Origin of the sequence: Solibacillus sp. FSL K6-1126 (assembly GCF_038003445.1) — a bacterium.
Taxonomy (GTDB): domain Bacteria; phylum Bacillota; class Bacilli; order Bacillales_A; family Planococcaceae; genus Solibacillus; species Solibacillus silvestris.
Map to the genome: position 1 here is coordinate 277,259 of NZ_JBBOPD010000001.1, position 14,130 is coordinate 291,388.

Consider the following 14,130-nt stretch of genomic DNA (forward strand, 5'->3'; position numbering starts at 1 on the left):
TAAACTGACTTGAACCAATCCCGTAAAACCAATTCAATGGGATACGCCTGATTTGTTGTATGAATATCTTTTACCAAGCGGCAATTGCGCCATCTGTTCGTGGCTCTGTTCCACCGTATAACACGCCTGTTTTCTGATCCCGCCAAATTATTTGGCCGCGTCCAAAACTGCCGCCGTCGACTGCAACTCGAATGTCGTGCCCTTTCCGCTGCAATGCCTGCACTAAATAATTAGGGAAGTGTGGCTCGACTTCAACGCGCTTTTCACCGATCCATTGCCATCTCGGCATATCGAGTGCTGCTTGCGGGTTGAGTGCGAAGTCGACTGTGGATGTAATGACCTGGAAATGCCCTTGAGGCTGCATATAACCCCCCATTACACCAAATGGTCCGACCGCTTCATTATCCTTCGTCAAGAATCCTGGAATAATTGTATTGAATGTTCGTTTTCCAGGCTTTAAGAAGTTCGGATGTGCTTCATCCAATGAAAAGTCATAGCCGCGGTTTTGAAGTGCTACACCCGTTTCCGGAATGACCACGCCTGAACCGAAGCCCATATAGTTACTTTGGATGTACGATACCATATTCCCATCTGCGTCGGCTGTTGCCAAATACACCGTGCCGCCTTTTGGAATATCGAATGGTTTTGGCTCGAGTGCTGTATTGCTTATTTCGGCAAAGCGTGATTCTCCGTAAGTTTTAGATAATAGTGTTTCGACATTTATCGGCATATCAATTGTTTCTGTGATAAATGCTTTACCGTCCGTATACGCAAGCTTCATCGCTTCGATTTGATTATGTAGTGTCTCGGCATCATGCCACTTCGATTCGGCATGCTGATAAATATTCAGCGCCATTTGTGCAACAATGCCCTGGCCATTCGGCGGGATTTCCCATACATCATAGCCTTTGTAATGCACTTTTATCGGGTTTACCCACTCCGATTCATAGCTTTCCAAATCGTCCTTTGTAAGAAAGCCGTTATGTTTTTTCATAAAAGCATCAATTTTGTCTGCAATTTCGCCTTTATAGAAAGCCTCCCCATTTGTTTTGGCGATTTTGCGCAACGTATCTCCATGTGCTGGTGAATTCCACACTTCACCAATTTCCGGCATCCGTCCATCAATGGAAAATGTTTCAAACCAGTGCTGGAATTCTTCGGATGTAAAATTCTTTTTATACTTTTTATAGGCCGATTGCCAGTAGTGTCCGAGCGTTACAGAAATCGGATATCCTTCTTCTGCATACGAAATGGCAGGGGCTAATACTTCACTCAGTGACAGCTTCCCGAACCGCTTTGACAAGGCCGCCCATGCTGATGGAGCACCTGGAACAGTAACAGGAATAACTCCATGCATCGGAATTTGATCAAGTCCGCGTTCGGTTAAGGCTTTTTTGGAAAACGACTTAGGAGAAGGTCCTGAAGCGTTTAACCCGTAGAGTTCATCCTTCATCCAGACGAGCGCAAATGCATCGCCGCCTATTCCGTTTGATGTAGGCTCAACGACAGTTAGTGCCGCCGCTGTTGCGATCGCTGCATCGACTGCATTGCCGCCTTTTTTTAAAATATCCAGTCCTGCCTGTGCTGCGAGCGGCTGAGATGTTGCGACCATACCTCGATTGGCGATGACCGTATTCCGCTTACTTGGATACGGATAATGTAAAAAGTCCACAAATAATTCCCCTTTTAATTTTAATGACATAATAAAAAGAATATTAAAATTATTTTAGTATACAAGAGGGGTATTTACAATTTAAATATTTCAGAATCCGAAATAAAAACTGTTTGGAAAGTTATCCGCTTTCCAAACAGCTCCATAATACCAATTGTTATTTCAGCAATTCATCAATCCAGCGCTGCACTTTTAGGCCTTCCTCAAATGGTACGACAAATGCTTCCTCTCCTAAAAGGACTTTTCGGCATGCATCGAGCATTGTTTCAGGAGTTTCGTCAGATGTTATTTTCACTTCCGGTTCATATGCTTTGCTGATATAAACTTCGGACCAGTTGCGCAATGTTACGACTTTTTCTGTACCGAAAATTTTAAAGTCGATGCGCTCTTCCTGTCCAATACCTGCAAGACCGTTCATGACCATTGGAATACCACTTGCTGTTTTTGCTAATGCAGATACCCCAGTTTCACAAAGTGCTTCATTTTCAGGGTAAGTAGTTTCATGCGCCAAAATATCAACATCACCGAATAAATGATGTGTTAATTGCAAATAATGCGGGAAAATCTCCCGAATAAAGCCACCTTGCTCACGTGAAGCAATCCAAGGATTTTGCTGCCATTTACGAGGCCATTCAGGAAAATACGTATGTAGTTCAATACGTGTAATATTGCCCATACCTGTTGCCAGCTCTTGTTTTAGCTGATAGACTGCTGCACCGTACATTAAAGGAAAGTGCATCGCTGTTTGAACATTTGCTTCATTTGCAATGCGTACCATTGTTTCTCCGTCTGCTGCATCATGGGCAAGCGGTTTTTCCGATAAAATATGTAATCCATGTTTCGCAATTTCTGCGGCAAGTGTTGCATGACTGACAGGCGGTGTGCCGATGTACACCCAGTCCGGTTTTAAATTTAATAACGCTTGTAAATCATTAGTAGTGGGTACATTATATTTAGATGCCAATTGCGCTGTACGTGCTTCATTTGTATCGAAAATTGCCGCAATTTCATAATGTTCGTTTTGCAGTGCCTGGTTAATAATGCGTTCACCGACAACACCAGTGCCGATAATGCCAATCGTTGTTTTAGTCATTCAATATTCTCCTTTTTTTACAATTATGCCTTGGCGTAATTGCGTCTAGATTCGGCTTTGCGCCCCGGCGCAAAGATGTCCTTATCGAATCCATGACATCAGCCGGAGGCTTTATTTCTTTCGTCCGGTGTATGCCGGACGAAAGAAATATGGGATTTTTCTGATAGTTAGTGTAACATATTTTGGGAATACATAGGATTACGAAACAATAGTAATGGTATGCTATTAATAGAAATAATTTTCGGTGGCATTTTATAAAGAAAGAGAAAAGTGTATTGAGGAGTGGATCAGCTATGAAAGTTGTAATTATAGGCGGCGACGCGGCGGGGATGAGTGCGGCTATGGAAATCGTGCGTAACAATAAGTCCGCCCATGTTGTCGTATTGGAAAAAGGAGAGGTCTATTCGTATGGACAATGCGGATTGCCTTACGTAATTAACGGAAAAGTCCCTCATGCAGGAGAATTGATTGCAAGGGATGTTGAAGAGTTTCGTTCGAAATACGGAATTGATGCCCGCATTTTCCATGAAGTGACTGCAGTTGATACGAAACTGCAAAAAGTGTGTGGGATTGATGTAAACAGCAATGAGCCATTCGAATTTATATACGATAAACTGCTCATCGCCACAGGGGCATCACCGACAATGCCGAAAATCGAAAATGCCCATTTAAAAGGGATTCATACAGTAAAAACAATTCCGCAAATGAATGAACTGATGGAACAGTTACCGAATGTGAAGCACGTAACGGTCATCGGTGGAGGATATATTGGTCTGGAAGTTGTCGAAACAGTACGGGAGCGAGGTCTCGATGTACGTCTCATTCAACGTGGAAGCAACTTAATGTCGATTTTAGATACGCAGCTGACTGAACTTATATATGAAGAAGCAATCAAAAACGGTGTGGAAGTTTTATTAAATGAAGATACGATTGGCTACGTAGGAACCGAATTTGTGGAGGCTGTTCGGACAAATAGTGGTGTGCATACTACAGACCTCGTTATCGTCGCAACAGGAGTGCGTCCAAATACACAGTTTGCACAAGGTTTTGCCAAGCTGGAAAATGGTGCACTTATCGTCAATGAGCAAATGGAGACTTCGATTCCCAATGTGTATGCGGCTGGGGACTGTGCCTCTCATTTTAATCGCGTAAACCAAAAGGATGATTATTTACCGCTTGGAACTACAGCAAATAAACAGGGGCGAATTGCTGGGTTGAACATAGCCGGATTTAATCAGAAGTTCCGCGGTATTGTCGGAACATCCATTTTGAAGTTTTTCGACCTGCACATCGGCATGACAGGATTAAGTAATGAAGCTGCAGATCGTTTAAATGCACTTGTAGAAGCGTATGTAATGGAAGTAAATGATATTGCGAGCTATTATCCGAATGTCCAGCCGATGAAGCTACGAATGCTCGTTGAACAACATAGCCGCAAACTTGTGGGTCTTCAAATTGTCGGGAAGCACGGCGTCGATAAACGCATCGATGTATTTGCGACAGCACTATACAATGAAATGACCTTCGAGGAACTACTGAATTTGGACTTAGCGTATGCACCGCCATTTAGCGGCGTGTGGGATGCCATTATGCAGGCACCGAAACGCTATGGTAAAAAAGAATAAAATATCAAAAGCTCCAGCTACTATTGGGAAATAGCTGGAGCTTTTTTGTGTTTAACTTCTTTTAGTAGCATCTTCCCACCTCTATGAAAGGTTGCAAGATGGCTGGAGGAAGTGTCTATATTGTTTCAAGTGTGTGTTATAAACACTCGCTAAATGAAGTTAAAACCTCGGGTGGATATCCAACGTTTGGATACAATTACGCTGTGACGTAATCGGCAAAGAGGTGTTAGTCAAATTTGTTCAAATTAATTATGTATAGTTATGCGTTCGCTCATGCTAGCAGCTGTGATTTTCTGCAAAGGTGGAATCATGATGAAGGCTAACTACTTGTTTTGAACTTATCCATACTATAGCGCATAATTATTAGCAAAATGTCATTTTAATAAAGATGTAATTAAGATGTAAAGTAGCAAATTATATGAAAGAACCTATTGTATCAAGGTTTTGAAGGTGTTTTATGCATTTTTTATTATTATTATATTGTATTTGTATAACAAAAATATGACATCTGTGACGAAATAAAGCAAAATTATGTTGGAATAAATAAAGTAAAGGAAAACAAACTAAATTTATCATCGAAAAGGAGGAATAGTGATGAAAAACAACAGACATGAAGTGTTTAACAAAGGGTCGGAAAATGCAATAAGTTTAGGGAAAATGATTAACAATACAAAAGAAAATATACACGAAGCTGAAATTAGTAAAGAGTTTGCACTTCCTGATGAACTGGAAAATATTGAAGAGAAAAATGCGCGTCGCAGAACAGCCATTGCCGAACTAGAAGAACAAATTAAAGAAAGAAAAGCAGCCAAAGCTAGAAGAGAATCATTTAAATAGCATATTTAGTTTATAAATAAAAAGCTCCTTTTAAACGTTAATTGGACTTACCCCTGTCAAGTAGACAGCCTATAAAAAGACTAAGCAGCCATCTGGTGACGATATTCTATCGGTGCCAGATGGTTGAGTCGTTTTTGGAAGCGCTGGTAATTATAAAAGTAGATATATTGCTCAACAGCTTGTCTTACCGTTTCCTCTGAATAATCATGTAACAGATACAAGCACTCGCTTTTAAAGTGCGAGAAAAAGGACTCAATACAAGCGTTGTCATGGCAGTTTCCTTTGCGAGAATGACTGCCAATCATGCCAAGCTGCTCTACTGTTTGATGATACTTTATGGATGTGTATTGGTAGCCTTGATCTGAGTGAATGATGCTTCGATACACATTTCTTTTTGCGGTCAATTCCTGGAGGGTATCCATGACTAATTCTAAATCATTACGCTTGCTAATACGCCAAGCGACAATTTCGTTGTTATATAAATCCTGTACAGCTGACAAGTAGAGAAATCCATTTTTCGTTGGCAGATACGTAATATCTGTTACGAGCACCTCATTTTCTACACGTTCTTTAAATTGACGCTCCAACACATTATCAAATACACGTGAGAGACGGTTGCCCCATACGCGACGCTTTTTACGGATAATCGATTGAATACCCAACTCACTCATTAGTCGATAGACTTTCTTATGATTCACAAGAAAGCCTTTGTCTCGTAAAGCGATTTTCATGCGTGGATATCCATACATTTTGTGCGTTTGATGAATTGCCAAAATTTGCTCCTTTAAAACAATATCATTATGTTTGCGTAACGATACTTTGCCATTTTTAAGCCACTTATAGTAGCCTGAACGTTCCAATTTTGCCATTTTAGTAAGCCATGTAATGGGATAGCGATCTTTCATTTCTTCAATAATTTGATAACGATCTGAATAAGTAGGCATTCCTCCATTTACAGATTTGGATACTGCTTTTTTAAGTATTCGACCTGTGCCTTATAGTAATCACGTTCTTCTTCTACATTTTTAAAGTGGACCCGTTTTCCTTTTAAAGGATTCTTCTCACCTTTCGCACCAGAACCTGTAGATGCGATACGATTAAAAGCTTCGATGGATCCGACTTCTTTATATTTCTTCACCCAAGCTTTTACTTGAGAAACATTACGAATCTCATATCGATCCGCAATTTTTTGCATACTTTCATTGCCTGTTAAATAAGCTTGTACAATCTCTAACTTCAACTCGTTTGAATAAATACTATTTTTTCTCGACACAGAAAAATCCCCTTTAAGTAAAATGTTTACCTACAGCGTACTGTAGGTTTTTTAACATTGTCTACTTAAAGGGGATAATATCAAATCTTATTTTTAGATTAACGTTTTTTTATGTATAAAACAAAATTTTTTAAGAGATTTTTGTTGTGAAGTTTTCATTTTCATACTGAAACTCTCATACAGTGTTTTGGGAGAGTTATTCTATTTTAAATGGGATTGCTCAAAATAGTTATTTGCACCATTCAAATGACTTAAAGGAGGTTTAAAATGAAAGTAACAGAATATTACCAAACATCTGTACAAGAGGTAATGAAAAAGTTAGATGTGACGCAATATGGGTTAAATGATTACGAAGTTCGTGGCCGACAGAAAAAGTATGGATATAACGAATTAAAAGAAGGAAAACAGAAAAATATTTTTCAAGTTTTCTTGGAGCAGTTTCAGGATTTTTTAGTACTCATTTTAATTGTTGCGGCAATTGTTTCGATATTCCTTGGAGATATGGACAGTTCCATTGTCATTTTAGTTGTCATAATATTAAATGCCATTCTGGGAACCGTTCAGCATGCACGAGCTGAAAAATCATTGAACAGTTTAAAAGAAATGTCGGCACCCGTTTCAAAAGTAAAACGCAATGGAGAGATTTTGGAAATCCCATCTAGAAATGTAATTGTAGGGGACTTGCTCATTTTGGAAGCGGGCGATTCTATTAGTGCGGATGGACGAGTAGTTGAAAGTTACAGTTTGCAAATAAATGAAAGTTCGTTAACAGGCGAATCTTTGGCAGTCGATAAAGTAGCCAATACTATTCATGAAACAGAGCTTGCACTGGGAGACAGAAAAAACATGGTGTACTCCGGCAGCTTTGTAACAAATGGACGTGGAGCGGTGGCTGTTACTTCGATTGGAATGAATACTGAAATCGGAAAAATTGCTAAGCTGATCGATAATGCGAAAGAGAAAAAAACTCCTTTGCAAGTTAATCTTGATAAATTCGGGAAACGTCTTGCGATTGGAATTATCTTTATTTGTATTATTATCTTCGCACTGGATATTATTCGCGGGCGCGAGATGATTGATTCCTTTATGTTTGCAGTTTCATTGGCAGTTGCGGCAATCCCTGAAGCGTTAAGTTCGATTGTGACGATTGTTTTGGCAGTAGGGACTCAAAATATGGCAAAAGAAAATGCGATTATCCGCAAATTGCCTGCAGTAGAAAGTTTGGGAAGTGTTTCGATTATTTGTACAGACAAAACAGGGACGCTGACACAAAACAAGATGACTGTTCAGGAAATTTATACGGGGGAGCAGTTTTTCTCATCTAGCGAGCTGGAGCCGGCCAATCCGAATCATAAAAAACTGCTCGATTTCGCGATTCTTTGCAATGATTCTATGATGCTAAGGGATAAAACAATAGGAGATCCAACAGAACTTGCGCTTGTAAAGTTAGGACATGAATTTGAAATGAGTGAGCAACTGATACGCGGGCTTCATCCGCGTGTAGGAGAGATTCCTTTCGATTCTACTCGAAAATTAATGAGTACTGTTCACCGTATGGGGAACCGTAATGTCATGATTACTAAAGGGGCAGTGGACGAGCTTCTTCCCCGTATTAGTCGCGTCGATTCAAGCAGCAGTACAATTATTACAAACGAGCAGCTAGAAAAGATTAATCAGGCGAATACCGCATTTTCGAATGCCGGGTTACGCGTAATTGCAATTACGTATAAAGATGTCTTTTCTTCTCATATAAGTGAAAAGGACGAGCAAGGCTTAACATTTGTCGGTCTAATCGCGATGATGGATCCTCCGCGCGATGAATCGGCACAGGCAGTTGCAGATTGTATTGAAGCAGGAATTAAACCTGTCATGATTACAGGGGACCATAAAATTACAGCAATTGCGATCGCGAAACAGCTCGGTATATTAAAAAGTCCTGATGAAGCAATTGAAGGAAAGGAAATTGAAAAGCTTTCGGATCGGGAATTGAAAAATAAGGTGGAAAGCTTCTCTGTCTATGCTCGTGTATCTCCAGAGCACAAAATCCGTATTGTAAAGGCTTGGCAAGAAAAGGGACATGTTGTCGCAATGACGGGGGATGGGGTAAATGACGCCCCGGCGTTAAAACAGGCTGAAATTGGTGTGGCAATGGGGAAAACAGGAACAGAAGTGGCTAAAGATGCGTCAGCAATGATTTTAACCGACGATAACTTTTTAACAATCGTCAAATCGATTTCCAACGGACGAAGTATTTATGCCAATATTAAAAACGCAATTAAATTTCTTTTGTCCGGGAATGCAGGGGCGATTTTCGTTGTTTTATATGCGACGCTTTTCGCTTTGCCGGCGCCGTTTCTGCCGATTCATCTGCTGTTTATCAACTTATTAACGGATAGTCTTCCAGCAATTGCGATTGGTTTGGAACCGCATAATAAGAAATTGATGAAGGAAAAACCGCGTCACATAAATGAGTCACTCCTAAATAAAAAATTCGTATCCCAAGTAGGTTTTGAAGGCCTGATTATTGCAGCAGTCACAATTATCGCCTTCCAAGTGGGCTTATCAACAGGCGATACAGCAGTCGCAACAACGATGGCGTTTGCAACATTATGTTTATCAAGGTTGCTGCATGGATTTAATTGCCGATCGGAAGAATCCATTTTTAAAATAGGAATTTTCTCAAATTTGGCAGTTTGGATCGCCTTTTTACTTGGGTTTACAATACTGAACTTTGTACTAATCAACGGGTTATTTGAGGTTGCTAATTTGACGAGTAACCAATATTTAATGATTTATGGGTTATCTTTGGTGCCATTAGTTATTATCCAAGTCCGTAAACTGTTTTTCGGGCCTGCTAAGGCATAAATAGAAAATGGTAAAAATGTATATGGCAACTTTTCTTGCCGGTTAACATAAAAATAAGGTTAACAAGGTTATGGAAGGATGACATTATTAGCACGACAAAACATTTCTTCGGCCAGGCAATGACAGGGCAGGGTATTAAAAATATTTATAAAGAGCTAATGGATGAAGCAAAAGCTGTGTATTTATTAAAGGGAGCACACGGTTTCAAAGTTTCTGAGTTACTGCAGAAAATTGGCTCTCATTACTGTGAAAAAGGTGCCCACATTGAGCTTTTCCATGATCCTTTATTTGAAAATACGGTCGAGGCTGTTTATATTCAAGCCCCTCATCAGATTTTAATTGTTCAAGCGACAAACCCGTCAATAGAACCGGTACTGCCGGGGATACGGGATCATGTCATTTCCCTGAATGACTGTTTGGATGAACAATACATTTCATTGTATGGAAATTTGTCTTCGGTAAACGAATCGAAACAAGCCTATTATGACCAATGCTTCGCCAAGCTTGCAGATGCTATTCACATTCATGATGACTGGGAAGTCGAAACGAGAAAGCAAATGGAATGGAGCGGGTTGGATCAGCAGTTTGCGGAGTTGACGAACGATCTGTTTGGCGAAACGAATCGGCAGAAATCCGGCCAGCTTACTCATCGCTTACTCGGAACATTAACCCCAACAGGAGCGCAAGACACAGTACAAAGCATTACGCAAAACCTTGAAAAGAGATTGTTTATTAAAGGGTATCCCGGAACAGGGAAATCTTCGATGATGAAGAAATTAGCCAATGAAGCGATAAGCAGAGGCTTTGATGTACAACTCGTTTGGTGCGGACTGGATTCCAATTCGATTGATATGGTCATTATCCCTGAATTGAAATTCTGTATTTTTGACAGTACGGAGCCGCACGTGTATTTTCCTGATGGAAATCGTCCTGGTGATGAAATTTTCGATATTGCTCAGCATTGTCATCCGACAGAAGTAGAAGCAAAGAATATTGAAGCAATCGTAGAAAAGTACAAAGCAACGATGGCAGGTGCAAAACATTTTGCAGCAAAATACGCAGAACAAGAAAGGAAAGTACGTGAAGCAGTAGATGCTGCTATCAACTTAGATGAATTCAATAAACGAACAGCCGGGCTTTTTGAGCTTTTCTGATTTAAATAACATTTTTAGTAGGCATGGATTCGAATCTATATCGGGTCCATGCCTCACTTTTGTGATGATATATCCTATATTATAAATACTTTTTCCAAATAACATAAAAGTTTACAGAATATTAAATTCTTTAGGGGCTATAAATTTTACTCAAACAGAAAATACTGTATGCTGATGGTGAGCTTTTCATAACAAAGGAGGACAACTCATGAATCGTTTTGAAGGGAAAGTTATAATTATTACCGGTGCAGGTTCGGGATTAGGACAAGCTGCGACATTGCAAATTGCAAAGGAAGGCGCAAAGCTTGTACTCGTTGATTTAAACCAGGCTGGACTGGATGAAACAAAGAAAAAAGTGCAAGAAGTGGCACCGAATGCTGAAACATTGTTAGTGACAGCAAACGTAGCTACAGAGAGCGAAGTCGAAAATTTTGTCAATCAAACGGTTGAGAAGTTCGGCAAAATTGATGGTTTCTTTAACAATGCAGGAATTGAAGGAAAGCAAAATTTAACTGGTGATTACGGAATTGAAGAATTTCATAAAGTCATATCCGTCAATTTAAACGGTGTCTTCTATGGTATGAAATATGTGCTTAAAGTAATGAAGGAGCAAGGATACGGCTCGATTGTCAATACGGCTTCGGTTGGCGGGATCCGTGGTGTGGGTAACCAGTCAGGCTATGCGGCAAGTAAGCATGGCGTTGTCGGTTTAACGCGCAACTCGGCGATTGAATACGGCCAATACGGGATTTCGATTAAAGCAATTGCCCCTGGTGCAATTATGACCCCAATGGTAGAAGGATCACTGCGCCAAATGGGTGGCGATAACTGGGAGGAAGTCGGTAAGGAGTTTGTAAAGCCGAATCCGATGAGACGTTTCGGTAAGCCGGAAGAAGTCGGTTATTTAGTGGCATTCCTCTTATCAAACGAAGCGGACTTCATCAACGCAGCAGTTATTCCAATTGACGGTGGGCAGTCTTATAAATATTAATTATTAATCCCCTTAAAAAAATCTTTAAGGGGATTTTTTATCCTCATTAATCTCCCTCTTTTAACGCTCCAAAACGCGGCTTTCCAGTAAATATGTTACTCCATATTTCTCTGCCAATTGTCTTAAAAAGGTTAATAATTCGCTGAAGCTTGTTGTTTGTATCAATTGTTCGTACTGTTTTTTCTCTTCTTCGGTTGCAACCTTTTTAAAATAGCCCCACATATGTTGGCAAGCATTGCGCATGCTTCCTTCTGTTGGCGTTAAGTTTAATGCCTGTTCGATCAGCGCTGAAATTTCTTCGTAAGCGCCCTTGTCTTTCATCGCCTGTCGAATTGCATTATAGTAATTTTGGCTGTGAAACATCACATTATACTTTTCCTCACGCCAAAGGATTTCCGTCTTCTTCTGATCCATAAAATTTTCTCCTCCCGTTCCACTTTTGCATAATGTACTAGTTGTTCACATTATATAAGATAGAGAAAAGTTTTGCTTTTATATAAAGGCAAACCAAACTTATAGTGTAAAAAATTGTATAATGTAGATAGCTTCAAAATTTACTGAATTTACTTAAAATTAAAGGGGAAGAGGGATTCCGATGGTAAATGAACTAACATCAGTGAGTGGAGAAATAACAGGAGAGTTGGTATACCGGGAAAAACCAGTCATTCAGGCTGCTGAAACAATATTCGTCAATGAATTTACAGATGGTGTATTAAATCCGAATGCACCGATGTTAGGACCATTAAAAGATGGGGGGACGATTATTGCCAATACAGCTCCTGGCTGTTGGGGCCCAATGATTACACCGACGATTCGCGGAGGACATGAAGTAACGAAGCCGGTATATGTGGAAGGTGCGGAAGTCGGAGATGCAATTGTTATTCAGATTAAGTCGATTCAAGTGACATCGATTGCGACTTCTTCAGGAACAGACGAAGCTCAGAATGAACGTTTTATCGGAGATCCTTTTGTGAAAGTGAAATGCCCGGGGTGCGGGAAGCTCCATCCGCCGACAATTGTCCAGGGTATCGGTCAGGAATCGGTAAAATGTATGACATGCGGGACGGATACAACACCATTTAAAATTTCAAACGGCTATACGATGACATTTAATTCAAAAGGGAATGTCGGATTAACGGTCGGAAAAGAGGCTGCACGCCGGATTGCTCAAGACAGCAAAAACTATATGCGAACTCCGGAAAATTCCGTTCAAAATCCAATTACTTCATTCGCTCCGAGTGATTTAATCGGAGTGCTTGCAAGAATGCGTCCGTTTGTTGGACAGCTTGGAACAACGCCATCAAAAGCAATGCCGGATTCTCATAATGCCGGTGATTTCGGAACATTTTTAATCGGAGCACCACATGAATTTACGATGACCGAAGACGAGCTGAATATTCACCGTACAGATGGACATATGGATATTAATCGTGTACGTGAAGGGGCTGTTGTCATTTGCCCTGTAAAAGTTCCTGGTGGCGGTGTATACGTAGGAGATATGCATGCAATGCAGGGTGATGGAGAAATTGCCGGACATACGACAGATGTCTCGGGTATCGTACAGCTTCAGGTAAGTGTATTGAAAAAAGTAAATTTGGACGGTCCAATTCTGCTGCCGAATGTAGAGGATTTGCCTTATACTGCAAAACCTTTTACGAAAGAAGAAAAACGCATTGCACGTGAGTTGGCTGAAGAATTCGGTGTGAAGCAAGTTGAGGAAAGTTTCCCGTTGTCGATAGTAGGAACAGGAGCTAACTTAAACGTGGCTACAGAAAATGCACTCGATCGAGCAGCAAAATTATTTGAGCTAACAGTGGAAGAAGTGAGAAATCGTGCAACCATTACCGGTGGAATTGAAATAGGAAGGCACCCGGGTGTTGTGACGGCTACGGTTCAGATGCCGAAAACACTTCTGAAAAAAGCGAGACTGTTTAAAACCATTAAACGCCAGTATGACTGAATTTCGTTGATCAGTCGTAAAAAGCAGTAAAATCATAGTTAATTAGATAAGTTTTTGTTCTTTATTTTTCGGGAATTAGGAAATTACTAGAAAAGTAGAGGGGATGAAGCGATGCAGCCATTGATCAAGAAGATAGAAGCTCTTGTCATCTCGATTAGCGTTCAGTCCGGTATTGGTATTATTGAAGCAATAAGTGAAAAAGACGGCAATAAGAAAGTCATATTCCAAATTACATCAAAAACGCCTTTAATGACAAAGGACGGATACCAAATTGGGGCATCTGCCATTCCGGTTAAGGCGAAAATTATTGCCTTTATTGATTCCAGAAATCCGTTGCCAATGGTTTCCCCGCCACATACGACACCATTGCTCATTATTTTTGATCAGTTTGATAAAGAGGGCGAGGTATGTGTCGGTGCATTTGACCGGGTGCTTTACTGTGATCAGCTGAAGCTTAAACTCCATGTTAATGAAAAAACGGAAATTGTGGATTTGGTGGGAAAGCGCGTTGATCAGAAAGATTTGGAAGGAAAGATGCTGTTCATTTTTTATGACCGTGCAACGAAAAGTAAACCAGTGCAAGCCAATCCATCAAAAATTATCGTGACCTCTATTATGCATAATGAATAGTGAAGAGGCATATCGTTTTCTATTTATCAG

Annotated in this window: 12 protein-coding genes; 7 read left to right on the forward strand and 5 right to left on the reverse strand. The window is 40.3% G+C overall.

Annotated elements, in window-relative coordinates; translation table 11 throughout:
• Window positions 1-70: 70 nt before the first annotated feature.
• Together MHH44_RS01400 and MHH44_RS01405 are read right to left on the reverse strand one after the other, a co-directional pair.
• The gene (locus tag MHH44_RS01400; RefSeq protein WP_445683033.1) at window positions 71-1,702 is read right to left on the reverse strand and encodes a gamma-glutamyltransferase family protein; all 1,632 of its coding nucleotides are present in this window, start codon (window positions 1,700-1,702) and stop codon (window positions 71-73) included.
• 127 nt (window positions 1,703-1,829) lie between these two features.
• Complete coding sequence (locus MHH44_RS01405; protein WP_340797579.1) at window positions 1,830-2,765, reverse strand: Gfo/Idh/MocA family protein; 936 nt, start codon at window positions 2,763-2,765, stop codon at window positions 1,830-1,832.
• A gap of 293 nt (window positions 2,766-3,058) precedes the next feature.
• Between MHH44_RS01405 and MHH44_RS01410 the strand changes: the two genes are divergently transcribed.
• Both MHH44_RS01410 and MHH44_RS01415 read left to right on the forward strand, forming a co-directional pair.
• Complete coding sequence (locus MHH44_RS01410) at window positions 3,059-4,390, forward strand: FAD-dependent oxidoreductase (protein WP_340797580.1); 1,332 nt, start codon at window positions 3,059-3,061, stop codon at window positions 4,388-4,390.
• A 594-nt stretch (window positions 4,391-4,984) separates the two neighbouring features.
• On the forward strand, window positions 4,985-5,227 hold the full coding sequence (locus MHH44_RS01415) for a small acid-soluble spore protein Tlp (protein ID WP_008407481.1): 243 nt from the start codon (window positions 4,985-4,987) through the stop codon (window positions 5,225-5,227).
• 80 nt (window positions 5,228-5,307) lie between these two features.
• Here the strand turns inward: MHH44_RS01415 and MHH44_RS01420 are convergent, their stop codons facing one another.
• Together MHH44_RS01420 and MHH44_RS01425 are read right to left on the reverse strand one after the other, a co-directional pair.
• Window positions 5,308-6,171, reverse strand: coding sequence for an IS3 family transposase (locus MHH44_RS01420; RefSeq protein ID WP_340797581.1), 864 nt, complete (start codon window positions 6,169-6,171; stop codon window positions 5,308-5,310).
• 8 nt (window positions 6,172-6,179) lie between these two features.
• Entirely contained in the window at window positions 6,180-6,500 is a 321-nt protein-coding gene (locus MHH44_RS01425; protein ID WP_008409062.1) for a helix-turn-helix domain-containing protein, read from the reverse strand.
• A 267-nt stretch (window positions 6,501-6,767) separates the two neighbouring features.
• On the opposite strand from MHH44_RS01425, the gene MHH44_RS01430 reads away from it, so the two are divergent.
• The 3 genes from MHH44_RS01430 (at window position 6,768) to MHH44_RS01440 (ending at window position 11,510) form a co-directional block, all read left to right on the forward strand.
• Complete coding sequence (locus MHH44_RS01430; RefSeq protein ID WP_008407484.1) at window positions 6,768-9,365, forward strand: cation-translocating P-type ATPase; 2,598 nt, start codon at window positions 6,768-6,770, stop codon at window positions 9,363-9,365.
• A 35-nt stretch (window positions 9,366-9,400) separates the two neighbouring features.
• Entirely contained in the window at window positions 9,401-10,519 is a 1,119-nt protein-coding gene (locus MHH44_RS01435) for a nucleotide kinase (RefSeq protein WP_340797582.1), read from the forward strand.
• Window positions 10,520-10,727: 208 nt separating this feature from the next.
• On the forward strand, window positions 10,728-11,510 hold the full coding sequence (locus tag MHH44_RS01440) for an SDR family oxidoreductase (RefSeq protein ID WP_340797583.1): 783 nt from the start codon (window positions 10,728-10,730) through the stop codon (window positions 11,508-11,510).
• Between the two features lie 60 nt (window positions 11,511-11,570).
• Here the strand turns inward: MHH44_RS01440 and MHH44_RS01445 are convergent, their stop codons facing one another.
• Window positions 11,571-11,924 carry a YbgA family protein gene (locus tag MHH44_RS01445; protein ID WP_008407490.1) on the reverse strand — a complete coding sequence of 118 codons (354 nt, stop codon included), beginning with the start codon at window positions 11,922-11,924 and terminating at the stop codon, window positions 11,571-11,573.
• 250 nt (window positions 11,925-12,174) lie between these two features.
• Between MHH44_RS01445 and MHH44_RS01450 the strand changes: the two genes are divergently transcribed.
• Together MHH44_RS01450 and MHH44_RS01455 are read left to right on the forward strand one after the other, a co-directional pair.
• A complete protein-coding gene (locus MHH44_RS01450; RefSeq protein ID WP_039967303.1) occupies window positions 12,175-13,470 on the forward strand; it encodes an acetamidase/formamidase family protein in 1,296 nt (431 codons plus the stop codon).
• A 111-nt stretch (window positions 13,471-13,581) separates the two neighbouring features.
• Window positions 13,582-14,100, forward strand: a complete 519-nt coding sequence (locus tag MHH44_RS01455; RefSeq protein ID WP_340797584.1) for a hypothetical protein — start codon at window positions 13,582-13,584, stop codon at window positions 14,098-14,100.
• The last annotated feature ends 30 nt before the right edge of the window (window positions 14,101-14,130 follow it).

Excerpts from the sequence above, each read along its gene's own strand:
- MHH44_RS01455 (WP_340797584.1), top strand. The coding sequence starts at position 13,582 with ATGCAGCCATTGATCAAGAAGATAGAAGCTCTTGTCATCTCGATTAGC.
- MHH44_RS01440 (WP_340797583.1), top strand. The coding sequence starts at position 10,728 with ATGAATCGTTTTGAAGGGAAAGTTATAATTATTACCGGTGCAGGTTCG.
- MHH44_RS01415 (WP_008407481.1), top strand. The coding sequence starts at position 4,985 with ATGAAAAACAACAGACATGAAGTGTTTAACAAAGGGTCGGAAAATGCA.
- MHH44_RS01430 (WP_008407484.1), top strand. The coding sequence starts at position 6,768 with ATGAAAGTAACAGAATATTACCAAACATCTGTACAAGAGGTAATGAAA.
- MHH44_RS01410 (WP_340797580.1), top strand. The coding sequence starts at position 3,059 with ATGAAAGTTGTAATTATAGGCGGCGACGCGGCGGGGATGAGTGCGGCT.
- MHH44_RS01420 (WP_340797581.1), bottom strand. The coding sequence starts at position 6,171 with ATGCCTACTTATTCAGATCGTTATCAAATTATTGAAGAAATGAAAGAT.
- MHH44_RS01445 (WP_008407490.1), bottom strand. The coding sequence starts at position 11,924 with ATGGATCAGAAGAAGACGGAAATCCTTTGGCGTGAGGAAAAGTATAAT.
- MHH44_RS01400 (WP_445683033.1), bottom strand. The coding sequence starts at position 1,702 with ATGTCATTAAAATTAAAAGGGGAATTATTTGTGGACTTTTTACATTAT.
- MHH44_RS01405 (WP_340797579.1), bottom strand. The coding sequence starts at position 2,765 with ATGACTAAAACAACGATTGGCATTATCGGCACTGGTGTTGTCGGTGAA.